This is a genomic window from Streptomyces sp. NPDC006296, assembly GCF_040613235.1.
In the GTDB taxonomy this organism is placed as follows: Bacteria; Actinomycetota; Actinomycetes; order Streptomycetales; family Streptomycetaceae; genus Streptomyces.
Window position 1 is genome coordinate 1 of sequence record NZ_JBEXRT010000039.1, and the last position, 25737, is coordinate 25737.

At 74.4% G+C, this 25737-nt stretch carries 22 protein-coding genes, 1 pseudogene and 1 riboswitch; of the genes and pseudogenes, 10 read left to right on the forward strand and 13 right to left on the reverse strand.

Annotation, left to right across the window (positions count from 1 at the left end; translation table 11 throughout):
* From ABZ172_RS23790 to ABZ172_RS23800, 3 genes are all read right to left on the reverse strand, one after another.
* A partial coding sequence (locus ABZ172_RS23790) for an aminotransferase class III-fold pyridoxal phosphate-dependent enzyme (protein ID WP_356886184.1) occupies positions 1-258 on the reverse strand: 258 nt, incomplete at its 3' end.
* Between the two features lie 96 nt (positions 259-354).
* A complete protein-coding gene (gene ectA / locus ABZ172_RS23795) occupies positions 355-879 on the reverse strand; it encodes a diaminobutyrate acetyltransferase (RefSeq protein ID WP_356886186.1) in 525 nt (174 codons plus the stop codon).
* 337 nt (positions 880-1216) lie between these two features.
* Positions 1217-2323, reverse strand: coding sequence for an aminotransferase class V-fold PLP-dependent enzyme (locus tag ABZ172_RS23800; RefSeq protein WP_356886188.1), 1107 nt, complete (start codon positions 2321-2323; stop codon positions 1217-1219).
* Positions 2324-2425: 102 nt separating this feature from the next.
* Here ABZ172_RS23800 and ABZ172_RS23805 point away from each other — a divergent pair, with 102 nt between their 5' ends.
* Positions 2426-3526 carry an amidohydrolase family protein gene (locus tag ABZ172_RS23805; protein ID WP_356886190.1) on the forward strand — a complete coding sequence of 367 codons (1101 nt, stop codon included), beginning with the start codon at positions 2426-2428 and terminating at the stop codon, positions 3524-3526.
* Between the two features lie 550 nt (positions 3527-4076).
* The gene (locus ABZ172_RS23810; protein ID WP_356886192.1) at positions 4077-5078 is read left to right on the forward strand and encodes an SCO1860 family LAETG-anchored protein; all 1002 of its coding nucleotides are present in this window, start codon (positions 4077-4079) and stop codon (positions 5076-5078) included.
* A 59-nt stretch (positions 5079-5137) separates the two neighbouring features.
* Here ABZ172_RS23810 and cobC read toward each other — a convergent pair whose 3' ends face one another.
* The gene (cobC, locus tag ABZ172_RS23815; RefSeq protein WP_356886194.1) at positions 5138-6649 is read right to left on the reverse strand and encodes an Rv2231c family pyridoxal phosphate-dependent protein CobC; all 1512 of its coding nucleotides are present in this window, start codon (positions 6647-6649) and stop codon (positions 5138-5140) included.
* Positions 6650-6905: 256 nt separating this feature from the next.
* Between cobC and ABZ172_RS23820 the strand changes: the two genes are divergently transcribed.
* Positions 6906-7628 (forward strand): ZIP family metal transporter, encoded by a 723-nt coding sequence (locus ABZ172_RS23820; protein WP_356886196.1) that lies wholly within the window; start codon positions 6906-6908, stop codon positions 7626-7628.
* Between the two features lie 125 nt (positions 7629-7753).
* On the opposite strand, the gene ABZ172_RS23825 is transcribed toward ABZ172_RS23820, so the two are convergent.
* The 7 genes from ABZ172_RS23825 to ABZ172_RS23855 form a co-directional block, all read right to left on the reverse strand.
* Positions 7754-9100: a cobyrinate a,c-diamide synthase gene (locus ABZ172_RS23825; protein WP_356886198.1), complete on the reverse strand. Its 1347-nt coding sequence runs from the start codon at positions 9098-9100 to the stop codon at positions 7754-7756.
* Positions 9094-9702 (reverse strand): cob(I)yrinic acid a,c-diamide adenosyltransferase, encoded by a 609-nt coding sequence (cobO, locus tag ABZ172_RS23830; RefSeq protein WP_356886200.1) that lies wholly within the window; start codon positions 9700-9702, stop codon positions 9094-9096. Before cobO ends, ABZ172_RS23825 begins: the two co-directional genes overlap by 7 nt.
* Entirely contained in the window at positions 9702-11741 is a 2040-nt protein-coding gene (locus ABZ172_RS23835; protein WP_356886202.1) for a putative cobaltochelatase, read from the reverse strand. The genes cobO and ABZ172_RS23835 overlap by 1 nt, the downstream gene beginning before the upstream one ends.
* A complete protein-coding gene (locus tag ABZ172_RS23840; RefSeq protein ID WP_356886204.1) occupies positions 11738-13363 on the reverse strand; it encodes a cobyric acid synthase in 1626 nt (541 codons plus the stop codon). The genes ABZ172_RS23835 and ABZ172_RS23840 overlap by 4 nt, the downstream gene beginning before the upstream one ends.
* Entirely contained in the window at positions 13360-14304 is a 945-nt protein-coding gene (locus tag ABZ172_RS23845; RefSeq protein WP_356886206.1) for a cobalamin biosynthesis protein, read from the reverse strand. Before ABZ172_RS23845 ends, ABZ172_RS23840 begins: the two co-directional genes overlap by 4 nt.
* Positions 14305-14432: 128 nt before the next feature.
* Positions 14433-14561: riboswitch (cobalamin riboswitch) on the reverse strand.
* Positions 14562-14717: 156 nt separating this feature from the next.
* Complete coding sequence (locus ABZ172_RS23850; RefSeq protein ID WP_356886208.1) at positions 14718-14939, reverse strand: hypothetical protein; 222 nt, start codon at positions 14937-14939, stop codon at positions 14718-14720.
* Between the two features lie 12 nt (positions 14940-14951).
* On the reverse strand, positions 14952-16202 hold the full coding sequence (locus ABZ172_RS23855) for an inorganic phosphate transporter (RefSeq protein WP_356886210.1): 1251 nt from the start codon (positions 16200-16202) through the stop codon (positions 14952-14954).
* A 299-nt stretch (positions 16203-16501) separates the two neighbouring features.
* On the opposite strand from ABZ172_RS23855, the gene ABZ172_RS23860 reads away from it, so the two are divergent.
* The 3 genes from ABZ172_RS23860 (at position 16502) to ABZ172_RS23870 (ending at position 19992) form a co-directional block, all read left to right on the forward strand.
* The gene (locus ABZ172_RS23860; protein ID WP_356886212.1) at positions 16502-17170 is read left to right on the forward strand and encodes a class II aldolase/adducin family protein; all 669 of its coding nucleotides are present in this window, start codon (positions 16502-16504) and stop codon (positions 17168-17170) included.
* A gap of 192 nt (positions 17171-17362) precedes the next feature.
* The gene (locus tag ABZ172_RS23865) at positions 17363-18502 is read left to right on the forward strand and encodes an alpha/beta hydrolase (RefSeq protein WP_356886214.1); all 1140 of its coding nucleotides are present in this window, start codon (positions 17363-17365) and stop codon (positions 18500-18502) included.
* A gap of 185 nt (positions 18503-18687) precedes the next feature.
* Positions 18688-19992 (forward strand): hypothetical protein, encoded by a 1305-nt coding sequence (locus ABZ172_RS23870; RefSeq protein ID WP_356886304.1) that lies wholly within the window; start codon positions 18688-18690, stop codon positions 19990-19992.
* 133 nt (positions 19993-20125) lie between these two features.
* On the opposite strand, the gene ABZ172_RS23875 is transcribed toward ABZ172_RS23870, so the two are convergent.
* On the reverse strand, positions 20126-21013 hold the full coding sequence (locus ABZ172_RS23875; protein WP_356886216.1) for a neutral zinc metallopeptidase: 888 nt from the start codon (positions 21011-21013) through the stop codon (positions 20126-20128).
* A gap of 251 nt (positions 21014-21264) precedes the next feature.
* On the opposite strand from ABZ172_RS23875, the gene ABZ172_RS23880 reads away from it, so the two are divergent.
* From ABZ172_RS23880 to ABZ172_RS23890, 3 genes are all read left to right on the forward strand, one after another.
* Positions 21265-22863, forward strand: coding sequence for an ABC-F family ATP-binding cassette domain-containing protein (locus ABZ172_RS23880; RefSeq protein ID WP_356886218.1), 1599 nt, complete (start codon positions 21265-21267; stop codon positions 22861-22863).
* Positions 22864-23241: 378 nt separating this feature from the next.
* Positions 23242-23463: a helix-turn-helix domain-containing protein gene (locus ABZ172_RS23885; protein ID WP_043439149.1), complete on the forward strand. Its 222-nt coding sequence runs from the start codon at positions 23242-23244 to the stop codon at positions 23461-23463.
* A gap of 139 nt (positions 23464-23602) precedes the next feature.
* The gene (locus tag ABZ172_RS23890) at positions 23603-24394 is read left to right on the forward strand and encodes an enoyl-CoA hydratase/isomerase family protein (protein ID WP_356886220.1); all 792 of its coding nucleotides are present in this window, start codon (positions 23603-23605) and stop codon (positions 24392-24394) included.
* A gap of 49 nt (positions 24395-24443) precedes the next feature.
* Here the strand turns inward: ABZ172_RS23890 and ABZ172_RS23895 are convergent.
* Positions 24444-25140 (reverse strand): annotated as a pseudogene (locus tag ABZ172_RS23895) (hypothetical protein).
* Positions 25141-25231: 91 nt separating this feature from the next.
* On the opposite strand from ABZ172_RS23895, the gene ABZ172_RS23900 reads away from it, so the two are divergent.
* The gene (locus ABZ172_RS23900; RefSeq protein ID WP_356886222.1) at positions 25232-25723 is read left to right on the forward strand and encodes an Asp23/Gls24 family envelope stress response protein; all 492 of its coding nucleotides are present in this window, start codon (positions 25232-25234) and stop codon (positions 25721-25723) included.
* The last annotated feature ends 14 nt before the right edge of the window (positions 25724-25737 follow it).

Consider the following 25737-nt stretch of genomic DNA (forward strand, 5'->3'; position numbering starts at 1 on the left):
CGTCGTCGCCATGTCCAGACCGTGCGTGATCCCGTCACGCTCGATGTAGTCGATCAACGCACGTTTCAGCACCGGGTTGTTGTGCCCGTAGTTCAATGAACCGGCACCGGCGAAGAAGTCCAGGTACTCGTGTCCGTCCTCGTCCGTGAGGCGGGCGCCCTGCGCACGGTCGAAGACCGCGGGCCAGCTGCGGCAGTAGCTGCGTACTTCCGACTCAAGGCTCTCGAAGACACTCAGGGCGGGCGGGGTGATGGTCACAGCTGATCTCCTGCTCGAGGGGGTGTGACGGGCGGCGGGTCAGGCATGCCCGGGAAGGCCGCGCCCGGGCGGGGCGCGGAGGGGCGCTGGGAGGCCCTAGAAGGGACCGATGCGGTAGAGGACCTCCGGCAGGTGCGTCCCCTCGGGGAACAGGGCTCCGTCGAAGAGCACCTCGTTCTCCAGCGGGACGTCGTGCCGCTGCGCGAAGGACGTGAACAGCCGGTCGGAGGCGGTGTTGTCCGGGGTGATGGTCGTCTCGACCGAGGTCAGCCCCTGGTCGGAGGCAACGCGGGCGGTCAGGGCGTCCAGCAGCGTGGCCGCCAGTCCCTTGCCCCGGTGATCCCGGTCCACGGCCACCTGCCAGACGACGAGCGTTCCGGGGCGGTCGGGGCGGACGTACCCGGTCACGAAGGCGATCGGGTCGCCGTTCTCGTCGCGCGCGACGACGGAGGTCGCCGCGAAGTCGCGGCACCACAGCAGGTAGCTGTACGAGGAGTTGAGGTCGAGGACCTCGGAGTCGCGGGCGATGCGCCAGAGCGCGGCTCCGTCCTCCACGCGTGGTGTGTCGATCCTGAGGAATTCGCTTCGGGCACGTGCAAAATCTGCGGGTGCTGCGGTCATGCAAATTGAATTTACCGAGCGAAAATGAAAATTGCATCGCCGCAAGGGGTTGGGTCGCGCAGTCGGCCGTGTTATCACGCGGGCGCGACCCCGGACCCCGGAGGCGGCGATTCGTGCGGTTTTGACCAGGATCAATCAGGCATAACGGACGCCCTGTGGGTTCGATCACATAGTTGTAACTCTCGTGAAACCCGTTCGGATTACGTGGATCCGGTCGGCCGGAACTGTGGCGTTTAGCTTCTGCGAACGGGGGAAGAAGAATGTGGGGAGCTACTCCGGATAAAGTAGCTCCCCTTTATGCGTCGATGAAATCGACGTAAGCGCGCGGTGAATCAATTCAGTTTTTCGGCCACGCCTTCGCGACGGCCTCGCGGGCTGCTCCGGGGTCGGTCGCACGCCCCGCGCCGTCCAGTGCGGCGCCCAGGGCGGCCAGCGACGACAGCACCGCCTCCCGGGTGGCGTCCGCGCCGTAGTGGTTGACGCGGACCATCTCCCGCGCGAGCGCCCCTCCTCCCGCGATCAGCGGCAGCGTCGGATCGGCGGCCGTCGCGCGTGCGACCAGCTCCGAGGCGTCGACACCCGGCGGGGTGCGCAGCGTCGTGGCGACCGGAGCCGCGTCGCGGGCGTCGTGGACGTACGGCTCCAGCCCGCCGCCCAGCGCCGTCGCGCCCGCCCGGGTCGCGGCCGCGGCCGACGCGTGCCGCGCCATGACCGTGTCCGGGCCGTCCGCCTCGATCCGCTCCAGACAGGCGTCCAGCGCCAGCATCTCCAGCTGGGCGGGGGCGTGCGGCAGCGCCCTGCGGCCACCGTCGATCCAGCGGGCCTTCCAGTCCAGCAGCGAGAGGTAGGACCGGCGAGGGGCCCGCGGGTTGGACTCCATCCGCTCCCAGGCCCGCGGGCTCACCGACACCATGGACACCCCGGCGGGGCCGCCCATCGCCTTCTGCGCGCCGATGACGCACAGGTCCACGCCCCAGGCGTCCGGCAGCAGCGGCTCCGCGCCGACCGACGCGACGGCGTCCACCATGAACAGCGCGCCGTGGGCCCGGACCACCTCGCCGATACCGGCGACCGGATTGGTGTTGCCGGTCGCCGCCTCGGCGTGCACCAGCGACACGAAGTCGATCTCCGGGTGCGCGGCCAGCGCGCGCTCGACCTGCTCGGCGGTCACCGCCGAGTGGAACGGGACCGAGAGGTCGACGACCTCGGCGCCGCAGTCCCGCAGCCAGTCGCCGAAGGTCTGGCCGTACGGCCCGGTCACGATGTTCAGCGCGGTCGAACCGGGCCGGGCGGCGCCGCGGATGCAGCCTTCGAGGGGCAGCAGCGCCTCGCCCTGCATGATGACCACGTCCTGCTCGGTGGCGAGGAGGCCGGCCACCCGCCGCTCGATCGCCGCGAAGCGCGCGGCGGTGAGCGGGGCGAGGTCGAGGAACGGGTGCGTCACGGTGGTGCTCTCTTCGGTCGGCCGGTGCGCGGTCAGCGCCTGCGTCGAGGGTACCCAGCACCTCCCGGACCTTCGTTCGGGCCGCCTCGTAGGGTGCAGTGCATGAGCGATCACGAGGCTGTGCCGGTGCTGCGGATCAAGGGGCGGGTGCTCGTCGGCCCGGACGAGGTCAGGGACGGACTCTGGGCGGTGGACGGGCGGATCACGTACACAAGACCGCCGGGCGCGGACGAGGCCGTGACGCTCACCGGGTGGGTCCTGCCCGGCCTGGTGGACGCGCACTGCCATGTGGGCCTCGACCACCAGGGGCCGGTGGACGCCGCGACCAGCGAGCAGCAGGCCCTCACCGACCGGCGGGCGGGCACGCTGCTCATCCGGGACGCCGGGTCGCCCTCCGACACCCGCTGGGTGGACGCGCGCGAGGACCTGCCGAAGATCATCAGGGCCGGTCGGCACATCGCCAGGACCCGTCGCTACATCCGCAACTTCGCCCACGAGATCGAGCCCGGCGACCTCGTCGCGTACGTCGCACAGGAGGCGCGGCGCGGCGACGGCTGGGTCAAGCTGGTGGGCGACTGGATCGACCGCGACGCCGGGGACCTGACCGCCTGCTGGCCGCGGGGCGAGGTCGAGGCGGCGATCGCCGAGGCGCACCGGCTCGGGGCCCGGGTCACCGCCCACTGCTTCGCCGAGGACGCGCTGCGGGACCTGGTGGAGGCGGGCATCGACTGCATCGAGCACGCGACGGGGCTCACCGAGGACACCGTCCCGCTCTTCGCGGAGCGCGGCGTGGCGATCGTCCCCACCCTGGTCAACATCGCCACCTTCCCCGGACTCGCGGCGGGCGGCGAGGCCAGGTACCCGCGCTGGTCCGCCCACATGCGGCGGCTGCACGCCCGCCGCTACGAGACCGTGCGCGCGGCGTACGACGCCGGGATCCCGGTCTTCACCGGCACGGACGCGGGCGGCTCGCTGGCGCACGGCCTGATCGCGGACGAGGTCGCCGAGCTGGTGAAGGCCGGCATCCCCGCCCTCGACGCGCTCTCGGCGACCACCTGGGGCGCGCGCCGCTGGCTGGGCAGGCCGGCGCTGGAGGAGGGGGCCCCGGCCGACCTCGTGGTGTACGACGAGGACCCGCGGGCGGACGTCAGGGCCCTCGCCGCACCGCGGGCGGTCGTGCTCAACGGCCGGGTCAGGGGCTGACGACGGGGACCCCGTTCCGAGGACCGGCCCGTGATCCCGAGGGCGGGCGGCGACGGCTGCGGCGCCTCGCCGCGCGGCCGGAACGCCCGCACAGGTCCAGCAGACGCACGTCCCTCCGGCGTGCGGTGCGCCGCGCCCTCCGGCTTGGGTGCGTCCCGCCTTCGCCGTGCGACCACCGAGCCCTCCGCCCTGCGTGCGCCGCGTCCGACGCCGCACGCCGATCCACCGGCGACGACGGGACCGCCCTCGGGTGTCGTGTTGACCGGCGGTGACTTCGGGGCGCGGCTCTCGTTGAACCACTCTTGTGGAGCGCCGGGACCGTCCGGTGGACACGCTCCGCAGCGAGGGGAACGGGTGAATCGGGGGAACTCCTGTGCCGCCGGATTCGAATGGGCACGCTAAAACCCCTCGTTGGAGTGAACTGACGTGAGGTGTCCGCCCGTTCACTCTCCGTGCGTAAAGATTCACGGAGTCGAAGCCACCGGTGCCCGTGAAGTCCCCCCGGGGACGGCGCCGGAGGCTCCATGTCTTCTGTGGGGGTTCCACCATCGTGAACAGCAACACCTTCCGTCCCGCCGCCCTGGCGCTCGCCGCGGTCCCGGTCGCCCTGCTCGTCGCCGTCCCCGCACAGGCGGCCACCGCGACGGACACGGCCGCCCCGGACGACGGCCGGGGGAAGGCGAGCGCGGTCGTGCTCCGCGCCGGACTCGACGTCTCGCTCCTGAACAAGTCGGTCCGGGTCCCGCTGACGACCGCGCTCAACGAGGTGCACGCCCCCGCGAGCGCGGAGAGGACGGCGCTCAGCGTGGAGCTCGACGGGGTCGAGAAGGGCCGTCCCGTCCATGTGCTGAAGGCCGACGCCGCCTCGGCGGACGCCTCCGTGGACGAGCACGCGGCGGAGGGCCGCACCCGTCTCGCCGCGGCGCGGGTCCACGTGCCCGGACTGCCGCTGCTCTCGCTGATCGAGGTCGAGGAGGTGACCTCGAAGGCGCTCTGCCGGGTGGGCCGGGACCCGGTGGCGGAGTCGAACGTGCTGGGACAGGTCACGGTGCTCGGCAAGCGGACCCGGCTCACCTCCGGCGGCACGACCGAGGTGAGCGTGCCGGGCGTCGGCGACGTCACGCTCGACCTGTCGAGGACGGAGACGACGACACGGACGGCGGCCGCGACGGCGCTGCGACTGCGGGTCTCGGTGAACCCGCTGGACCTGAACGTCGCCGAGGTGGAGGGCGAGATCACGCTCGCCGGGGCGACGTGCGAGACGCCGGGCCGGGGCGGGGACGACGGCGGCCCGGGAAACGGCGGCTCCGGCGGCGACAGTTCGACGGGATCGACGGGCTCGGGCGGTTCGGGCGGTTCCGGCGGCTCGGGCGGCGAGGAGTCCGACGCGAAGCCTCAGACCGGGTCCGGGCCGGTCCAGGAAGCCGGTCCGGGGGACCTCGCCGAGACCGGGGCCGGAACCTCGACCCCGTACATCGCGGGGGCCGCCGCGGTCCTGCTGGCCGTCGGAGCCGGCGCCACGGTCGTCGCCCGCAGGGGCACCAGGGACTGATCCCCGTCCCGGAGGGCGGTGTTCCGCGACGCGGGCGCCGCCCTCCGGCCCGGGGACGGTCAGCCGACGGCTCTCCGCGGCAGCCCCTGGAGGGCCAGGTCCAGCGCCTGAAGGAACCGGTTGGTCGTCACACGGTCGCGCACGGCGATCCGCAGCCACTCGTCGCCCAGCCCGGGGAACGTGTCGCCGCGCCGCGCCGCGAACCCGCGGAAGCGCAGCAGCTCCCGTACCTCGTCCGCGCGCTCCAGCCGCACCAGCACGAACGGTCCGGCGGCCGGCTCCGTCACCCGTACCTCGCTGAACTCCGCGAGCCCGGCCAGCAGATGCGCGCGGTCCACCGCGATCCGGTCCGCCGCGTCCGCCGCCTCGACCAGCGCACGCGGTTCCATGCACGCCTGGGCCGCGGCCAGAGCGGGGGAGGAGACGGGCCACAGCGGCTGCGCCTCCTGGAGCAGCGCGATCGTCTCCGGATCGGCGAGCACATAGCCGATCCGCAGACCCGCGAGGCCCCAGGTCTTGGTCAGGCTGCGCAGCACGACGAGCCCGGGGACGTCCTGGCGGTCGCACAGCGCCTCGCGTTCGCCCGGTACGGCGTCCATGAACGCCTCGTCGACCACCAGGGTCCGCCCCGGGCGCGCCAACCGCTCCAGCACACCCGCGGGATGGAGCACGGACGTCGGGTTGGTCGGGTTGCCGACCACCACCAGATCCGCGTCCTCGGGCACCGCCGCCGGATCCAGCCGGAACCCGTCCTCCGGGCGCAGCAGCACACGGCCCACCTCGTGCCCCGCCGCGCGCAGGGCCGCCTCCGGCTCGGTGAACTGCGGGTGCACGACGACCGGCCGCCTGGCCGGAAGGGCCCGGGCGATCAGGACGAACGCCTCGGCCGCGCCCGCCGTCAGCAGCACCCGCTCCTCCGGCAGCCCGTGCCGTCCGGCGACCGCCGTCCGCGCCGGCCGCCCGTCCGGATAGGCCGCCAGCGAGCCGAGGGACGCCGCTATCCGCCCGCGCAGCCACTCCGGCGGTGTACCGGCGCGCACGTTCACGGCGAGGTCGGTCAGGTCCAGGCCGCGTACTTCCGCGTCGCCGTGGTGCCGCAGATCGGGCCCGGCGTTCTCGCTGTGCTTCGTGGGGGGCAGCATGGCAGCCATGGTGGACGGCGCGGCGCCGTTCGTCGATGCCTGGGGGCCCGCGGACCGGAGCCGGCGCGCCACCGCGCAGGTCGCCGACGCCGACTTCCGCTTGGGGACGAGCAGTTCACCGCCGTCCAGCAGCGCCGCCGCCTCCGCCACCGACCCGGTGGCCACAGCCGTGCGGGACACCTCCGAGGGATGGGGCACGGGGACCCTCGCCAGATCGGCCGCCGGGTACGCCCGGACGGGCACCCCGAGGCGCGCCGCGGCACCGGTGATCCCCGGCTCGTCCGCCCGGGCGTCGAGCGTCGCCAGCTCGACCACGTCACCGGCCGTCCGGCCGGCCTCCTCCAGCGCCCCGAGGACGAGCGCGAGCACCTCCTCGGCCCGGACGCCCCGGCGGGCACCGACACCGACGACGACCGCGGCTCGGGTCATGGGAAGCAGTCCTTTCGGGGGACACGGCGGAGAACACGGCCGGACACGCGGCGGGGCACGTCCGGGAACACGGTGGAGAGACCTCCGGGAACGCGGCGGTGCGCACCGTCCGGAGAGACGTCCGAGGACACGTCCGGAGACACGTCCGGGGACACGGACGAGGGGGACGGGCGGGGCGCCGGAGGGCGCCGCCGCGGGCGCCGGGTAAGGGACCCCTGAGGTGCGGGGAGCGGGGTCGATCCGCTAGCAAGGGCCCATGGCGGTGTTCGTCGCGCTCGGCGCGTTCCTGATGACCCTGGCGGGCGGCTGGGTCGCGCAGCGCGTCAGCGACCGCCGGCACCTCGTGCTCGGCTTCGCCGGCGGACTGATGCTGGGCGTCGTCGGCCTCGACCTGCTGCCCGAGGCGGTGGACGCCGCCGGAGGCCTGGTCTTCGGTGTGCCCGCCGCCCTGCTGCTGTTCGTGGGCGGCTTCCTGGCGGCGCACCTCGTGGAACGTTCGCTGGCCGTACGCCAGGCGGCACACGGGGCGGGCGAGGAGCGGGTCCCGCAGGTCGGACTGACGGCGGCCGCCGCGATGGTGGGCCACAGCCTGATGGACGGCGTGGCCCTCGGCGCCGCGTTCCAGGTCGGCGGCGGCATGGGCGCGGCCGTCGCGCTCGCCGTCATCACCCACGACTTCGCCGACGGGTTCAACACGTACACGATCACCAGCCTCTACGGGAACGCCCGCCGCAAGGCGCTCGTCATGCTGTACGCGGACGCCCTGGCCCCTCTCGTGGGCGCGGCCACCACGCTGCTGTTCACCCTTCCGGAGGAACTGCTCGGCTGCTATCTCGGCTTCTTCGGCGGAGCCCTCCTCTACCTCGCGGCGGCCGAGATCCTCCCCGAGGCGCACCACGACCACCCGGCCCGCTCCACGCTGCTGTGCACGGTCGCCGGAGTGGGCTTCATCTGGCTGGTGGTCGGCATCGCGGACTGACCCCGCCCCCGTCCCCGGCGCCACGGGCCGCCCGTCCGCGGCGGGCGCCACCGGCCGCCCGTGCGCGGAGGACAGCGCCGGCCGCCCCTGTTCTCCGGGCGCCCCCCGCAGCGGCCGGGACGGCCTCACCCCCGGCACCGCTCCACGAAGCGCCGGGCGACCCCGGGCGCCGCCGCCCAGTGGGTGTGCAGATAGCTCGCGTGCACGCCCCCCTGCACAAAGCCCTCCACACGCCGCTCCGGCTGGTGCAGACCCCAAGCCGGCGTGGGCCCGGCTCCCGGCTCCAGCACCGTCCGGTGGAACTCGTGGCCGCGCAGCCGGGTCCCCGCCCCGGCCAGCACGCTGTCGGACACCGCCACCGCCTGCCGGTAGCCGAGGGTCAGCCGCTCGGACATCCGGGCCGAGGCGTCCAGCACCCCGCACATCGGACGGCCGTCCAGCTCGCGGGCCAGATAGAGCAGCCCCGCGCACTCCGCGGCCACCGGGGCGCCGGACACGGCCAGGGCGGTCACCGCGCCGCGCAGCGGCTCGTTCGCCGACAGCTCCGGGGCGTAGACCTCGGGGAAGCCGCCGCCGATGACCAGGCCCGCCGTGCCCGCGGGCAGCTTCTCGTCGTGCAGCGGGTCGAAGACGACCACCTCCGCGCCCGCCGCCGTCAGCAGCTCGGCGTGCTCGGCGTAGGCGAAGGTGAACGCCGCCCCGCCGGCCACCGCCACCACGGGCCGGGTCTCCGGCCGGGGGTGCCGCTCCGGCTCCCACGCCTCGCCGGGCAGCTCCGGCGCGGAGCGGGCCAGCGCCATCAGGGCGTCCAGGTCGCAGCCCTCGCGCACCCGGTCGCCCATCGCGCGCACGGCGTCGAGCGCGTCGGTCTGCCGCTCGGCCACCGGGACCAGGCCCAGATGACGGGAAGGGGTCGCCACCTGAGGAGCCCTCCGCAGCACCCCCAGGACCGGCAGCCCGGACTCGTCGAGCGCCTCCCGGAGCAGCGCCTCGTGGCGGTCGGACGCCACCTTGTTCAGGATCACCCCGCCGATCCGCACCTCCGGGTCCCAGGAGGCGAACCCGTGCACGAGGGCCGCGACCGAACGCGACTGCGAGGACGCGTCCACGACCAGCACCACGGGCGCCCGCAGCAGCTTGGACACCTGGGCGGTCGACGCGAGTTCGCCCTGCCCCGACGCCCCGTCGTAGAGCCCCATCACGCCCTCGACGACGGCCAGGTCGCAGCCGCTCGCCCCGTGCGCGAACAGCGGGGCGACCAGGTCGGGCCCGCACATGTACGCGTCGAGGTTGCGCCCCGGACGGCCGGTGGCCAGCGCGTGGTAGCCGGGGTCGATGTAGTCGGGCCCCACCTTGTGCGGGGAGACCGCGAGGCCCCGCCCCGCGAAGGCGGCCATCAGGCCGGTGGCGACCGTCGTCTTGCCGCTGCCCGAGGCCGGTGCGGCGACGACCAGGCGGGGGACGCTCACCACTCGATGCCTCTCTGGCCCTTCTGACCGGCGTCCATCGGGTGCTTGACCTTCGACATGTCGGTCACCAGGTCCGCCGCGTCGATCAGCTTCTGCGGCGCGTTCCGCCCCGTGATCACCACGTGCTGCGTCCCCGGACGGTCGCGCATCACCTCGACGACCTCGTCGGTGTCGATCCAGCCCCAGTGCATCGGATAGGCGAACTCGTCGAGCACGTACAGCTTGTACGTCTCGGCGGCCAGGTCACGCTTGACCTGCTCCCAGCCCTCCCGGGCCTTCGCCTCGTTGTCGGAGTTGTCGCCGTGCAGGCCCCGCTGGACCCACGACCAGCCCTCGCCCATCTTGTGCCAGGCGACGCTGCCGCCCTCCCCGCTCGCCCCGAGCACCTTCAGCGCGTTCTCCTCGCCGACCTTCCACTTCGCCGACTTCACGAACTGGAACACCCCGACCGGCCAGCCCTGGTTCCAGGCCCGCAGGGCCAGCCCGAAGGCGGCCGTCGACTTCCCCTTGCCGACGCCCGTGTGGACGAACAGCAGCGGACGGTTGCGTCGCTGACGTGTCGTCAGTCCGTCGTCCGGTACCGACACAGGCTGTCCCTGCGGCATTAAGCGGCCCTCCCGGCAGCAGTGATGTCCTTGACCAGACCGGCGATCGAGTCGGCCCGCAGCTCGTCGAGCGTGACCGCGCCGCCTCCCAGATCCCGGGCGAGCTGTGCGGCGAGACCGAGGCGCACGAACCCCGACTCGCAGTCCACGACGACCGACGCGGTGCCCTCGGAGGCGTGCAGCCGCCCGGCCCGCGCCGCCAGCGCCACCGGATCGACGCCCCCGGTCGCCCGGCCGTCCGTCACCACGACGAGGAGCGGCCGCCGCGACGGATCACGCAGCCGCTCCACCCGCAGCACGTCGTGCGCCTTCAGCAGTCCGGCGGCCAGCGGGGTGCGGCCGCCCGTCGGGAGCGACTCCAGCCGTGCGGCCGCCGCGTCCACCGACGAGGTCGGGGGCAGCGCCACCTCGGCGGCCTTCCCCCGGAAGGTGACCAGGCCGACCTTGTCCCTGCGCTGGTAGGCGTCCAGCAGCAGCGACATCACCGCCCCCTTGACCGCGCTCATCCGCTGCCGGGCCGCCATCGACCCGGAGGCGTCCACGACGAACAGCACGAGATTGCCCTCGCGCCCCTCCCGGGTCGCCTGCCGCAGGTCGTCACGCCGCACCACGAGACCCCGGCCCGACCGCCCGCGCGCCCGCTGGTGCGGCGCCGCCGCCTGCACCGTCGCCGCCAGGTGCAGCTTCGTCAGGGCTCCCTCCGGCCGCCGTGAACCGGTCGTCCGGCCGTGCTCGGTCCGCGCCCTGGACCGCCGTCCGGCCGCGCCCTCGCCCAGACCCGGCACGCTGAGCATCTTCGTCCGGAACGGTTCACCGGCCCGGACGGGCTGCCGCTCCCCGCCGCCGCCCGGCGCGGGCGCGTCACCGCTCCCGGTGTCCTCCGGGCCGGGCGAGTCGGCGCCCCCGTCGTCGGAGCCGCCCGCGTCCGCGCCGCCGTCGCTCTCGGGGCCGTCGTTCTGCGGGGGCACCCCGCCGCCGGGCCCGTCGGGACCGGGATCGTCGTCGTCCCCGCCCCGCTCGTCCCGGTCGGCCGCCGCCTCGTCGAGGGTCTCGTCCAGCTTGTCCTCGTCCAGCCCGGGCGCGTCGAACGGATTGCGCCGCCGCCGGTGGGGGAGTGCCAGCAGCGCGGCCTGCCGCACGTCGTCGGAGACGACCTCCTCACGGCCCGCCCACGCGGCCAGCGCCGTCGCGGTGCGGGCCATCACGATGTCGGCGCGCATCCCGTCGACCTCGAACGCCGCGCAGGTCGCCGCGATCTGCCGCAGCACGCCGTCGCCGAGCACCACCCGGGGGAGCAGGGCGCGCGCGGCGGTGATGCGCTCACGCAGCGCCACCTCCTCGTCCGCCCACCGTGCCGCGAACCCGGCCGGGTCGTCGTCGTGGGCGAGCCTCCGGCGCACCACCTCCACCCGCTCGTCCGTCTCCCGCGAGGCGGCCACCTCGACGGTCAGCCCGAAGCGGTCCAGCAGCTGGGGGCGCAGTTCGCCCTCCTCGGGGTTCATGGTCCCGACCAGCAGGAACCGGGCCGCGTGCCGGACCGACACACCCTCCCGCTCGACGTACGAGGCCCCCATCGCCGCCGCATCCAGCAGCAGGTCCACCAGATGGTCGTGGAGCAGGTTGACCTCGTCGACGTAGAGGATCCCGCGGTGCGCGTCGGCCAGCAGCCCCGGCTCGAAGGCCTTCACGCCCTCGGAGAGGGCCCGCTCGATGTCGAGCGCGCCGACCAGCCGGTCCTCCGACGCGCCGACCGGGAGCTCCACGGTCCGCGCCGCCCGCGACACACCCGTCCCCGGCTCGTGCGGGCCGTCCGGACACGCCGGATCGGGCGCGCCCGGGTCGCACGAGAAGCGGCACCCCGCCACGGTCTCCACCTCGGGCATCAGGGCGGCCAGCGCCCGTACGGCGGTGGATTTCGCGGTGCCCTTCTCGCCCCGGACCAGGACCCCGCCCACGGCCGGGCTGACGGCGTTGAGCAGCAGCCCGAGCCGGAGATCGTCCTGCCCGACGAGGGCGGTGAAGGGATACGGCGTACTCACGGAGCCTCCTGTGTGGCGATGACATCTGCACGGTCGGGTCCGGACGCGGCGGCGTCCGGCGGCGGGGGCGGACTGTCCGGCCCCGCCGCCCCGGCGACGGGAGCCGGCGCGGGGACGGGCGGCGCGCCCGGCGGGAGGAACGGGAGCCCCTCCGGCGCGCCGGTCTCGATGAGCCGCCACAGCGCGTCCGTGTCGGCGTGTTCCTCGATCAGGTCCCCCAGCCGGTCCAGCTGCTCCTCCCGCAGCGCCCCGAAGCTCGTGTCCGGCGCCGCCGTGAACCGCCGGCCCGCGGCCCGCGCCACCTCGGCCAGGAAGGCACGCCGGAAGGAGTCGCTCTCCAGCGAACCGTGCCAGTGCGTCCCCCACACCGCGCCCACCCGGCATCCGTCCAGGAACGGCTCGCCGCCGCCCACCTCGGCGACCCCGTGATGGATCTCGTAGCCCTCCACCGGCTCCCCGAGCGCCGTCCCGGCCGGCCGGGCCAGGACCTTCTCCCGGCCGAATCGGACCCGCACCGGCAACAGCCCGAGCCCCTCGACGAGGCCGACCCGCGACTCCACGTCGTCCTCGATGCGCTCACCGAGCACCTGGAACCCGCCGCAGATCCCGAGCACCGGCCGCCCCTCGGCGGCCCGCCGCAGCAGGGCGTCGGCCAGACCGCGCTCCCGGAGCCACGCCAGGGCCTTCACGGTGCCGCGGGTGCCCGGCACGATCACCAGGTCCGCGTCGGCGAGCTCCTCCGCCCGGTCCACGAACCGCACCACCACGCCCGGCTCGGCCGCCAGCGCGTCCACGTCGGTGAAGTTCGACATCAGCGGCACGGCGCACACCGCGATGCGCAGCACTTCCTCGCCGTGCGGCGGCGCGACGACCGACTCCCGCACGGTGCCGCGCATCGAGACCCGCAGCCCGTCCTCCTCGTCGATGCCCAGGCCGTGGGCGTACGGCAGCACCCCGTAGGTCCGCCGGCCCGTGAGCCCCAGCAGCATGTCGAGCCCCGGCTCCAGCAGCGACACGTCGCCGCGGAACTTGTTGACGAGGTAGCCGGCGATCAGCGACTGGTCCTCCGGGCCCAGCAGCGCCGTCGTCCCGAAGAACGAGGCGAACACGCCGCCCCGGTCGATGTCGCCGACCACCAGCACCGGGAAGCGCGCGGCCCGCGCGACGCCCATGTTCACGATGTCCGTACGCCGCAGATTGATCTCGGCCGGACTGCCCGCCCCCTCGCAGATCACCGCGTCATGACTGCCCCGCAACTGCTCCAGACAGTCCGTCACCGTCCCCAGCAGCGCCTCCTGCCGCCCCCCGTGGTAGCCGCGCGCACTCATCTCGCCGACCGGCTTCCCCATCAGGACGACCTGGCTGGAGCGGTCCCCGCCGGGCTTGAGCAGCACCGGGTTCATCAGCGCCGACGGCTCCACCCCGGCGGCCTGCGCCTGCATCGCCTGGGCCCGCCCGATCTCCGCCCCCTCCCGGGTGACGAAGGAGTTCAGCGACATGTTCTGCGCCTTGAACGGCGCGACCTTCACCCCCCGGCGCACCAGCCACCGGCAGATGCCCGCCGTGACGACGCTCTTGCCCGCGTCCGAAGTGGTGCCCGCGACCAGCAGCCCGCCGCTCATGTGGCCCTCCGTCCCCTGGCCGGCCGCACCGCCGCACACACGACGAGGGCCAGCACACTCACCCGGCGCGACAGCCGCACCGCTCGTTCGATGTCCCCGACCCGCACGTCCCGGCCGGCCTCCGCGTTCAGCACCGGCCGGTGCTCCACCCGTCCGCCGTAGGCGAGGGTGCCGCCGAGCCGCACACCGAGCGCCCCCGCGAACGCGGCCTCCACCGGGCCCGCGTTGGGGCTGGGATGCCGTCCCGCGTCGGCCCGCCAGGCGCGGACCGCCTCGCGCGGACGTCCTCCGGCGGCCACGGCCAGCGCGGCGGTGAGCCGGGCCCCCGGCCAGCCGGCCAGGTCGTCGAGGCGGGCCGACGCCCAGCCGTAGCGCCGGTGCCGGGGCGACCGGTGCCCGACCATCGCGTCCAGCGTGTTGACGGCCCGGAAGCCGATCAGTCCGGGCACCCCGCCGATCGCCCCCCACACCAGGGCCCCCACGACGGCGTCCGAGGTGTTCTCGGCGACGGACTCCACCACCGCCCGGGCGATGCCGGGCCCGTCCAGCGCCTGCGGGTCGCGGCCGCACAGGTGCGGCAGCCGCTCCCGGGCCGACCCGAGGTCCCCGGCGGCCAGGGCCGCGCCGACGGCACGCGCCTCGCGGCCCAGCGAGGTGCCGCCGACGACGGACCAGGTGGCGGCCGCGGTCAGCGCCACGGCCGCGGCGGGACGGTCGCGGACGGCGCGGGCGGCCAGCGCGGCGGCGGCCGTGGCGCCCCCGGCGCAGACGAGGGTGTGCAGGGCGCCCCAGCCGCGGTGGTCGTGCCAGAGCAGGCGCTCGGTCTCCGCCGCGGCACGCCCGAAGGCGGCGACCGGATGGCCCCGCCGGGGGTCGCCGAACACCAGGTCGCCGATCAGGCCGGCGGCGGCACCGTACGTGAAGACGCGGTCGGCTCGCACCGGTCAGCCGGCCGTCGCGCCTCGACGGGCCTGCTCGGAGGGTGGTTCGGTGACCGACGCGGGGCAGCCCGGCATGGCGTATGTCCTCACTCAGGGTCCGCGCCCTGGTTCGACGTGACCGGCGACGAGAGTCTCCTGGCTCCCCGGATCCGCAGTTCCCCCGGTCTTCCAGTCCGCGTGCGGACCGTGACTTCCGTGTGGAGGCTGCTCCCCGGTGACAGTGGCGGGACCGCGCCGGATTCGCACCGGCTTCCTCTCCTGTCGCCGTAAACGGCTCCGGCAGTCCACCACGCCCCATGAACGCCCGTCAACCTGCCGTTGACCTGCGGGGCTTCCGTGTGCTCCGACGCACATCGGGCCGGACACACGAGGGTGTGTCCGGCCCGAGCACGTCGTACCGCCCGCTCGGCGGGTCAGGCGACGATCAGATAGATCCCGTACGCGACCGCCGCCGCGCACAGCGCGAAGCAGGCGTACGCGCCGGTGCGCGCCAGCACGCCGCCCCCGCCGCCCTGCGCTCCCGGGGTCTGCCTGGCGAGGCCGGTGATGCCGAGGGTGAAGAGGCCGACCAGCGCGACGGTGATCACGAGGCTGACGCCGAAGACGGACGCGAGAGCTGCCCAGTCGATGTTCATGCGGATCTGTCCTTACACCGTGGCCGGGCGGTCGACCGGGGTCTCGGCCGCCGGGGCGTGGATGGTGGTCTTGAGGCCCGCGACACCCACACCGGCCGGCGGCGGGCTGACGGCCGCGATGGCGGTGGTGACGACGCCCGCGGGCTCGCCCTCGGCCGCGTTGACATTGGTGTGGTCGACCGGCTTGCGGCGCGACAGCAGCCAGATGGCGCCGGAACCGGCGACGAGCAGCACGGCGACCACCGCGACGCCCCAGGGGCCCTGCTTGGTCAGGAACTCGGCACCCGCGCCGACCAGTCCGGCGGCCGGCAGCGTCAGACCCCAGGCGACGAACATCCGGGTGGCGGTCGACCAGCGGACCACGCCCCCCGCGCGCCCGAGGCCCGCGCCCATGACGGCACCCGAGCAGGACTGGGTGGTGGAGAGGGAGAAACCGAGGTGCGAGGAGGCCAGGATGACCGTCGCCGCGCTCGTCTGGGCCGCGAAGCCCTGCGGCGGGCGCAGGTCGGTGAGGCCGCTGCCCATCGTGCGGATGATGCGCCAGCCGCCGAGGTAGGTGCCCAGCGCGATGGCGATGCCCGCGGAGGCGATCACCCAGACCGGCGGGTTCGACCCGGGGGCGAGGACACCGCCGGTGACCAGGGCCAGGGTGATGATCCCCATGGTCTTCTGCGCGTCGTTGGTGCCGTGGGCGAGCGAGACCAGGCCGGCCGAGGCGATCTGGCCGGCGCGGTACCCCTTGGCCGTCGACGCCAGCTGGGCCTCGTCGGTGATCTTCCGGTTGAGGCGGTACGTCAGCTTCGTGGCCAGAAGCGCGGCGACACCGGCCACCAGGGGCGCGGCGATCGCGGGCAGCAGGACCTTGGTGACGACGGTCCCGCCGTTGATGGAGGACCAGCCGGCCGACATCACCGCGGCGCCGATGAGCCCGCCGAAGAGTGCGTGGGAGGAACTGGAGGGGAGGCCGACCAGCCAGGTCAGCAGGTTCCACAGGATGGCACCGACCAGCGCGGCGAAGATGACCTCGGTTCTGAGGCCGTCCTCATTGACGATCCCGCCGGAGATCGTCTTGGCGACCTCCACCGAGAGGAACGCGCCGACGAGGTTGAGGACGGCGGACATGGCCACCGCTGTCTTGGGCTTGAGGGCGCCGGTCGAGATGGTGGTCGCCATCGCGTTGGCGGTGTCGTGGAAACCGTTCGTGAAATCGAACACGAGAGCTGTCACGACCACAATCGCAAGCAGCAGCGTGATGTGTTCCATTTACCCAGGCAATCGTTCGACGTCATTGGCACGGGGAACGTAAGCAACCTGGGTGAACGGAAGATGAACTGGGCAGGGCGACCCGGTGACCCCAAGCGCGTAACCGGGTTCCGCTTGTGTGCGCGGTGAGGGGGCCGGACTCCCGCGGCCGGTGCGGGGCCCGGCCGGCGCCCGGTGCGGACCCTCCGCGCCGCGCCCGGTGCGCCCGGTCCGCGAGACGTCGGTCACGTCCGCCGCGGTCACGCACCAGCCGTGTCCCGTCCCCCCGGGGACGACGGGACAGCCCTTAGGATCCCCGCATGGACGAGCGGGACGAGCGGGGACCGGACGCGGTCGGGCGGGCGTGGGACGGTGTCGTCGCGGCGGCCCGGCGGACGGCGGCGGACGGACTGGTCGTCGGGACCTCGGGCAACGTGTCGGCCCGGGTGGGCGACATCGTCCTCGTCACCCCCAGCGGCGTGCCCTACGACCGCCTCGGCCCCGGGGACGCCGTCGGCGTCGACCTCGACGGACGCCAGGTCCTGGGCGCCATGGCCCCCACCAGCGAACTCCCGCTGCACCTGGCCGTCTACCGCCACACCGACGCCGCCGCCGTCGTGCACACCCACGCCGTGCACGCCACGGCCGTCTCCACCCTCGTCCCCGAGGTGCCGCTCGTGCACTACGCCGCGGCCTTCCTCGGCGGCCCCGTCCGCACCGCCGCCTACGCGCGCTACGGGACCCCTGAGCTCGCCGACGCCATGCTGACCGCCCTGCGCGGCCGCACCGGGTGCCTGCTGCGGAACCACGGCACCGTCACCTACGGGAGCACCCTCGACGAGGCCTACGACCGCACCGCCCAGCTCGAATGGATGTGCAGGCTCTGGCTCACCGCCAGCTCCGTGCCCGGCCGCAGCCCGGCCCTCCTCACCCCCGCCCAGCTGCGCGACGTGCAGGACGCCCTGGAGGGATACGGCCAGCCCGGCTGACCCCGGCCCGGACCGCAGGCCCGCCGCGCCCGCCCGGCCCGGACCGTGGGACCGTCGTGCCCGAACCGCAGGACCGCCCGGCCCGCAGATCGTCACGCCCCGGCCCGGACCGCAGGCCCCCCGCGCCCCGCTCCCGCACCGTACGGCCGACCCCCGCTGGCACCCGGCGCCCCCGCCCGGGAGACTGGTGCCGTGCGCCCGGCAACAGCGGCGGCAGTGGCCGCCACCTCGGTCCTCGGCGTCGGCGCGGCAGCGGTCGCCGCCGGACGCTACGCCAGCGACGCCGCCCTCCGGGCGCCCTCGCCACGGCCCTTCCCCGCCGACCGCCGGCTCACCGTGCACGCCACCGCGGCCGGACAGATCACCCTGACCCGCTCGTTCTCCGCGCTGCGCCCCGGCACCTACGGCCTGACCGGCCGCGACGTGCACGCGGTCGTCGGCCCGGTGGCCGAGCCCGTGCCCGGCGGCTCCGCGCACACCGCCGACACCGTCGTGCGCCGGCTGGAGCGCGTCACCCTCGGAAGCCTGAAACCGGGCACCAGGGTCCGCCTCACCCCGGAGCTGTACCGCGGCGACCCGCTCACCGCCCTCGGCCTCCCCTACAAGGAGGTCGAGATCCCCGGGGAACTCGGCCCGCTGCCCGCCTGGTTCGTGCCCGGCGCCCGCGACACCTGGGTGATCACCGTGCACGGCCTCGGCACCACCAGGAACCACCCCCTGAACGTCACGGGATTCCTGCACGACCACCAGTTCCCGGTGCTCGACCTGGGCTACCGCGGGGACCCGGGAGCCCCCCGGTCCCCGGACGGCCTCGCCCACCTCGGCGAGTCCGAGTGGCGCGACCTCGACGCGGCCGTCCGCCACGCCGTGCGCTACGGCGCCGAGAACGTCATCCTCTACGGCTGGTCGTCCGGCGCCTCGATGGCCCTGCACACCGTCCTCCACTCCGCACTCCGCGACCGCGTCAGCGGCCTGGTCCTGGACTCCCCGGTGCTGGACTGGACGGCGACCCTGCGCGCCCTCGCCTCCGCCCGGGGCGTCCCCTCCGCGCTGCTGCCGCTCGCCGTCCGCGCCGCCCAGGGCCGGACGGGACTGCTCGGCGCGCCGCTCCTGGACACCTCGGTGCCGGCCGCCCTGCACGTCCCCGCACTCGTCCTGCACGGACCCGACGACACCCTCGCCCCCTGGCGCGACTCCAGGGCACTCGCCGCCCGCCGGCCCGACCTCGTGACCCTGCACGCCGTGCCGCACGCTCCGCACGCGGCGATGTGGAACGCCGATCCGGCCGGCTACGAGGAGGCGCTCCGCCGTTTCCTCACGCCCCTGATGTGAGCTGATGGGCCCAAACCGCCCGGTTGGTGCCCCGGTCCTGAGCCCTCCGAAACCCCGATGACACGGCTTCCGTTTGGGCTTTCGGCCCGTCAGGGGCAAGACTGCTCCCCGTGACGTCCCGTACCCCGCGCGACTCCAGACTGCGACTTGTCCGCCCGCGACCCCAGGCGACCGCCCGCAAGGCCGTGACGACCCGGCGCACCAGGCCGGCCCCCCGCCCACCCGAGGGCACACCGCCCCCGGCCGAACTGGCACGCCAGGCCAGGGCCGTCCTGGCCGACGCCGTACGCATCGCCCACTGGGCCGCCGACGGGACGGCCGCGGGCTCCGCCCCGCTCGCCGCCCGGGCCCTGGAACGCGCCGCCGCCACGCTCGCACTCTCCCCGGACCAGGTGCGGACCGGCTGGGACCGGGCCAGGCTGGCCGGACTCATCGAGCTGCACGGCGACACCGCCCGCCCCGGCTGGCGGCTGCGCGCCTGGGACCGCGACGACTCCGCCGTGCTGCGCGGCTGGGTGGCACTCTTCGACGCCTGGTCGCTCGTCCACGCCTCACCCGACGGCATCGAGGCCACCGCGGTGGCCGAGGCCATCGAGGCGGTGCCCCAGGTGCTGTCCCTCCTCCAGCTCTCGGCGGGGCCCGTCACCGTGCCCGCGCTCCTCGACCTGCTCGGCCAGCGCGTCGCGGAACTCCACGAGGAGCGGTGCGAGGTGTCCTACGGGCCGCAGGAGCAGCCGGTGCCCGCCGCGGCACCCGCGGCACCGGCCGATCTGAACGCGCTGCTGCTCGACTGGGCCCTGGAGGGCCTCGCCTCCGTCGGTGCGCTCACCCTCGGCGCCGGCCACGCCACCCTCACCCCGCTGGGCAACTGGGCGGTCTGGGTCAAGCTGGAGCAGATCTGCGTCGCGGCCCAGAGCCCTGCGGGCAACATCGAGCAGTCCGCGGCCGACATGCTGCTCGGCTGCGCACGGCTCACCCCGGGCCCGGCCCGCGCCGAGTACCGGGCCTGGCTCGCCGCCCGGCCCGTCGGCAGCGCGGTGGCGGAGCTCCTGGCTGTCGCCCGCGGCGAGGACGCCCTGCTGCGCGGCCTCGCCTTCGAGGCGCTGCGCGTCGTCGGCGCCCCCGCCGAACCCGTCGTGCGGTCCGTCCTCACCGAGGCGCCGCTGCGCCCCTACGCGCTGCTGTGGCTCGCCGAGTACGAGGGCAACGACCCGGACGACGCCCAGGACGTCCTCACCCGCGAGGAGGCCACCTGGCTCTGGGTCGACACCGCGGCGGCCGTCGCCGACCACGGCGAGACCGGGCTGCTGGTCCGCCACCTCGACTCCGCGGTCCAGGGCACCGTCCCCGCGCTCCTGGACGAGGTGCGGGCCGTCGGGCACCCCCGGACCGTCCAGGTGCTGGTCGCGCTGGCCGCCGCCCACCCGGACCCGGCCCTCGCCAAGGCCGTGCGCCGCGCCGCCTTCCAGGTGCACACCGGCGGGGTCTGACCGTACGGGCCGGGCCGCCCCGGGGACCGGCCGCGCCGGACGCCCGGGGCCCCGCGGGGCAGGGGCGATCCGGATACCTGGCCCGCCGCGGACACCGGGGCCCCGCACCGGCCGCCGGCGCGCGTCCCGGCCGTCAGCCGAAGGTGTCGCACCGGGCCGGGTCCCCGGTGCGGAAACCCGTCGTGAACCACTGCCGGCGCTGAGCGGACGAGCCGTGCGTCCAGGACTCCGGGTCCACGCCGCCCCGGAACCTCTCCTGGATCCGGTCGTCGCCGACCGCCGACGCCGCGCTCAGCCCGTCCCGGATGTCGGCCTCGGTCAGCTCCGTGATCAGCGGCCGCCCCGAGTCGCCCGGAGTGGTCGTCGCGTGGTTCGCCCAGACCCCGGCGAAGCAGTCCGCCTGCAGCTCGACCTTCACCGAAGCGCTGTCGGCGCCCCGCCGGCCGTCCTGCGCCCGGCCCAGGGTGCCCCGCAGGTTCTGCACGTGGTGGCCGTACTCGTGCGCCACCACGTACGCCTCGGCGAACGGCCCGCCGTCGGCCCCGTACGTCGTCCGCAGCTCGTCGAAGAACCCCAGGTCCAGATAGACCTGCCGGTCGCCGGGACAGTAGAAGGGGCCGACCGCCGAGGTGGCCGACCCGCACGCGGTGTCGATCCGGTCGCCGAACAGCACCGTCCTGGCGCCCCTCCAGCTCCCGCCGCTCCGCGCGAACTCCCCGCTCCAGTAGTCCTGCACGCTGTTGACCACCGCCACCGTCCGGCAGTCGTCCCGGGTGTTCGCGTCGCCGCCCGTCCGGCAGCTCCGCTCGACCTCGGCGGCCGACGAGGACGTCGCGGCGGGCTCCGGGTCGCCGGAGGAGAGGCCGAGCTGCTCCGGGCCCACTCCGAGGAACAGGCCGATGACCAGGACGACGAGACCGACGACACCGCCGCCCATGGTGGCCCGGCCGCCCGGGATCCGGCTGCCGCGCACGTCCCGGACCTCCGACGTGTCCAGACCGGCGTCGTCGTCGAACCGCATGTGCCACCACCCTCCGTACCGGCCGCTGCACGGCGCGTGCGCGGACCTGTGCCGAGTATCGGCCCTCCGGGGGCGACATGCCCGGTCGGAGGCGGTGCCGCGGTGCCGGGCGGGCCGTGCGGAGCATGCGGAGAACCAGGTGGACACCGCCAGTAGACTGGCTCCATGGCAAATCTCCTTGTGCATTAACGGCGTCGAGTCGTGAACCCGTAACCGCCCGTCCGCCGTCCATACCGCCCTGGAGTATTTCCGTGATCACCGCCTCCGGCATTGAGCTGCGCGCCGGCGCCCGCATCCTCATCGAGTCCGCTTCCTTCCGCATCGCCAAGGGCGACCGCATCGGACTGGTCGGCCGCAACGGCGCGGGCAAGACCACCCTCACCAAGTGCCTGGCGGGTGAGGGGACGCCGGCCGGCGGCACCATCACCCGGAGCGGCGAGGTCGGCTACCTCCCGCAGGACCCGCGCACCGGGGACCTCGACGTCCTGGCGCGCGACCGCATCCTCTCGGCCCGCGGGCTCGACGAGATCCTGCGCAAGATGCGGGAGAACGAGGAGCGGATGTCGAACGGCAAGGGCGCCACCCGCGAGAAGGCCATGAAGCGGTACGAGCGCCTGGAGACGGAGTTCCTCACCAAGGGCGGATACGCCGCCGAGGCCGAGGCCGCCACCATCGCCGCCGCGCTCAGCCTGCCCGACCGGGTGCTGGGCCAGCCGCTGCACACCCTGTCCGGCGGTCAGCGCCGTCGCGTCGAGCTCGCCCGGATCCTGTTCTCGGACGCCGACACCCTGCTCCTCGACGAGCCCACCAACCACCTCGACGCGGACTCGATCGTCTGGCTGCGCGACTACCTCAAGTCCTACCGCGGCGGCTTCATCGTGATCTCCCACGACGTCGAGCTGGTCGAGACGGTCGTCAACAAGGTCTTCTACCTCGACGCCAACCGCGCGCAGATCGACATCTACAACATGGGCTGGAAGCTCTACCAGCAGCAGCGCGAGGCCGACGAGAAGCGCCGCAAGCGCGAGCGCCAGAACGCCGAGAAGAAGGCCGCGGCCCTGAACTCCCAGGCCGACAAGATGCGCGCCAAGGCGACCAAGACCGTGGCCGCCCAGAACATGGCCAAGCGCGCCGAGCGCCTGCTCTCCGGGCTGGAGGCCGTGCGGGTCTCCGACAAGGTGGCCAAGCTGCGCTTCCCCGAGCCGTCCCCGTGCGGCAAGACCCCGCTGATGGCCGAGGGCCTCTCCAAGTCCTACGGCTCGCTGGAGATCTTCACCGATGTCGACCTCGCCATCGACAAGGGCTCGCGCGTCGTCATCCTCGGCCTCAACGGCGCGGGCAAGACCACGCTGCTGCGGCTCCTCGGCGGCGCCGAGAAGCCCGACACCGGCGAGATCATCGAGGGCCACGGGCTCAAGCTCGGCTACTACGCGCAGGAGCACGAGACCCTGGACCCGGAGCGCACGGTCCTGGAGAACATGCGCACCGCGGCCCCCGACCTCGACCTCGTCGAGGTCCGCAAGACACTGGGCTCCTTCCTCTTCTCCGGTGACGACGTCGACAAGCCCGCCGGAGTGCTCTCGGGCGGTGAGAAGACCCGGCTCGCCCTGGCGACCCTCGTCGTCTCCTCCGCCAACGTGCTGCTGCTCGACGAGCCGACGAACAACCTCGACCCGGCCAGCCGCGAGGAGATCCTCGGGGCCCTGCGCACCTACAAGGGCGCCGTCGTCCTCGTCACCCACGACGAGGGCGCGGTCGAGGCGCTCCAGCCGGAGCGGATCATCCTGCTGCCGGACGGCGTCGAGGACCTCTGGGGCGCGGACTACCGCGACCTGGTCGCCCTGGCCTGACCCGAGCGGGCGCGCGGCACCACCCCGGGACCCGGACATCCGCCGCGGAACCCGGGGATCCGGCGCGTCTGGATCATTCGGCCCATCGGTGATCCATCATCTGAGTGAGCACCTCTCGTACCACGGCGCGGCGCCCGGCAGATGACTGCCGGGCGCACTCGTTTCGCCCCACCCCGCCCCGTACGGCCCTGACCTGCCCGTTTTTCGCGCAGTCCGCTCCAGGGGGCTCCGAAACCGCTCAGGAATGCCGGATTCCGGTTATCTCGGGCCGCTCCGGGGCGCGGAATCCCCTCGCACCTTCCTTGCCGAATGGGTGGCCAGGAAGCGCGGGAGGGGTGATCATGAGAGTCCAGAGCGCACTTCCTTGAGGAGGCACGGGTGGCCGAGACTCTGAAGAAGGGCAGCCGGGTGACCGGCGCCGCGCGTGACAAGCTCGCGGCAGACCTGAAGAAGAAGTACGACTCCGGTGCGAGCATCCGGGCGCTGGCCGAGGAAACCGGCCGCTCCTACGGATTCGTCCACCGGATGCTCAGCGAGTCCGGAGTCACGCTGCGAGGACGCGGCGGGGCGACCCGGGGCAAGAAGGCCCCTTCGGCCTGACGGCGGGCAGCGGTCACGGGCCGGTCCAGGCCGGCCCGGAGCACGCCGGAACACCGGGTGGCCACCCGGCCGACCATCGGGTCGTCCGGGTGGTTACTGTTCAGTATTCACTGACTGCACCCGGATCCGGAGGCGCTCCATGACCTCGCTCGACTCTGTGCTCGACAAGGACGGCGTACGGCTCACCGTCGATGACGCGGTTGCCACGGTGACGCTCACCAACCCGGCCAGGCGCAACGCTCAGTCTCCCGCTCTGTGGCGGGCGTTGGCAGAGGCCGGACGGGAGCTTCCCGGCAGCGTGCGGGTCGTCGTGCTGCGCGGCGAAGGCAAGTCCTTCTCCGCGGGTCTCGACCGGCAGGCGTTCGCACCCGGGGGATTCGACGGCGAGCCGTCCTTCACCGACATGGCGCGCGGGCCCGAGGCCGACCTCGACGCGACCATCGCCGCGTACCAGGAGGCGTTCACCTGGTGGCGCCGCAACGACATCGTGTCGATCGCGGTCGTCCAGGGGCACGCGATCGGTGCCGGTTTCCAGCTCGCCCTCGCCTGCGACCTGCGGATCGTCGCCGAGGACGTGCAGTTCGCCATGCGCGAGACCAGCCTCGGCCTGGTCCCCGATCTCACCGGCACGCACCCCCTGGTCCACCTCGTGGGATACGCCCGCGCTCTGGAGATCTGCGCCACCGGGCGCTTCGTCCACGCGGAGGAGGCCGAGCGCACGGGCCTCGCCAACCTCGTGGTCCCCGCCGACCAGCTCGACGCCGCGGCGAGCGACCTCGCCGCGGCCCTGCTCGCCGCCCCCCGGGACGCCGTCGTCGAGACCAAGGCGCTGCTGAGCGGCGCCCTCTCGCGCTCGTACGAGGAGCAGCGCACCGCCGAGCGTGCCGCGCAGGGGCGCCGGCTGCGCGACCTCGCCGGACTGGCCGACTGACCCGGCGTCCAGAGCGCCGCACCGCCCCCGCCGCCCGGCGGGGGCGCTGTCAGTCCCGGTCGTCCACGACCGCGCTGACCAGCACCGCGACCGTGGGAGGGCCCTGCACCGCGCCGGCCACCGCGCCGCGGACCGCCCGCGCGACATCCAGCGCCCGGTGGCCCTCCGCCGTCGCGAGCTCCACCCGGACATGACCCTCCGTGTGTTCCACGGCGCTGCCCAGCACCCGGGTCAGCGAGACCACGCCCGGGACACCCGCCGCGGCCCTCCCTACGGCCCCCTCGGGTTCCGCCGCCCGGAGCTCGGCCGGCGGCTCCGGGGCGGGCTGCCGCTCCTCCTCCAGCAGCTCCGTCACCCGCAGGTCCACCTCGTCGACCACGAGTCCCAGCCGCTGGGCCGCCGCCGTCAGCAGAGCCGTCCGCAGGGCCTCGGCGGTCGCCGGCAGCGGCCGCCGCGCCGTCGCGGAAGGCGGCCTCGATCCGCAGCGGGCCGGGCGGCAGCGCGCTGGGCGGACCGGGCACCGCCGGCTCCGGGGCCTGCTCCGCCTCGGCCACGGCGATCCGGAGCGTCCCCAGCACGGCCCCCGACCCGGCCGCGGCGTCCCGCAGCACGGCGGCGGCCGCCCGTTCGGCGATCCACGAACAGTCGGAGGGACCGCCCAGAGGGAGCAGTCGGCCCAGACCGAGCCGTCGGCGTACGGCAGCGGTCAGTCCGTCGGCCCGGTGCGGGCTGTCAGCCTTTGTCATTGCTCCACCCTGCCCCATCCGCAGCGCGCAACCGGGCAAGCACGCTTACGGTGGGCGACGGAAGTGCACCCCTCCGAAGGGAAGAGCGGCGATGACCGAGAGCCCGCAGCGGAACCGCCCCGACAGCCCCGGCACCGCGCCGGGCGGGGACGACGCCAGGCAGAACCAGCTCAGCAAGCGCGGCGGGGGAGCGCCCGCCACCCGCGGACGCACCACCATCGCCGACGGAGTCGTCGAGAAGATCGCCGGAATGGCGGCACGGGACGTCGTCGGCGTCCACGCCATGGGCAGCGGCCTCTCCCGCACCTTCGGAGCGGTGCGCGACCGCGTCCCCGGCGGCAAGTCCGTGACCCGCGGGGTCAAGGCGGAGGTCGGTGAATCGCAGACCGCGCTCGACCTGGAGATCGTCGTCGACTACGGCGTGGCGATCAGCGAGGTCGCCCGCGACGTGCGCGAGAACGTCATCGCCGCGGTCGAGCGGATGACCGGCCTGGAGGTCGTCGAGGTCAACATCGCCGTGAGCGACGTCAAGCTGCCCGATGAGGACGACGACGAGGACGAGTCCGAGTCCCGGGTCCAGTAGACCTCCGTGCGCGG

Bases quoted from the DNA above. Each gene is read 5' to 3' on its own strand.
- ectA (WP_356886186.1), bottom strand. From the start codon at position 879: ATGACCGCAGCACCCGCAGATTTTGCACGTGCCCGAAGCGAATTCCTC.
- ABZ172_RS23805 (WP_356886190.1), top strand. From the start codon at position 2,426: ATGAGCGATCACGAGGCTGTGCCGGTGCTGCGGATCAAGGGGCGGGTG.
- cobC (WP_356886194.1), bottom strand. From the start codon at position 6,649: ATGACCCGAGCCGCGGTCGTCGTCGGTGTCGGTGCCCGCCGGGGCGTC.
- ABZ172_RS23820 (WP_356886196.1), top strand. From the start codon at position 6,906: ATGGCGGTGTTCGTCGCGCTCGGCGCGTTCCTGATGACCCTGGCGGGC.
- cobO (WP_356886200.1), bottom strand. From the start codon at position 9,702: ATGCCGCAGGGACAGCCTGTGTCGGTACCGGACGACGGACTGACGACA.
- ABZ172_RS23840 (WP_356886204.1), bottom strand. From the start codon at position 13,363: ATGAGCGGCGGGCTGCTGGTCGCGGGCACCACTTCGGACGCGGGCAAG.
- ABZ172_RS23850 (WP_356886208.1), bottom strand. From the start codon at position 14,939: ATGAACATCGACTGGGCAGCTCTCGCGTCCGTCTTCGGCGTCAGCCTC.
- ABZ172_RS23855 (WP_356886210.1), bottom strand. From the start codon at position 16,202: ATGGAACACATCACGCTGCTGCTTGCGATTGTGGTCGTGACAGCTCTC.
- ABZ172_RS23860 (WP_356886212.1), top strand. From the start codon at position 16,502: ATGGACGAGCGGGACGAGCGGGGACCGGACGCGGTCGGGCGGGCGTGG.
- ABZ172_RS23875 (WP_356886216.1), bottom strand. From the start codon at position 21,013: ATGCGGTTCGACGACGACGCCGGTCTGGACACGTCGGAGGTCCGGGAC.
- ABZ172_RS23890 (WP_356886220.1), top strand. From the start codon at position 23,603: ATGACCTCGCTCGACTCTGTGCTCGACAAGGACGGCGTACGGCTCACC.
- ABZ172_RS23900 (WP_356886222.1), top strand. From the start codon at position 25,232: ATGACCGAGAGCCCGCAGCGGAACCGCCCCGACAGCCCCGGCACCGCG.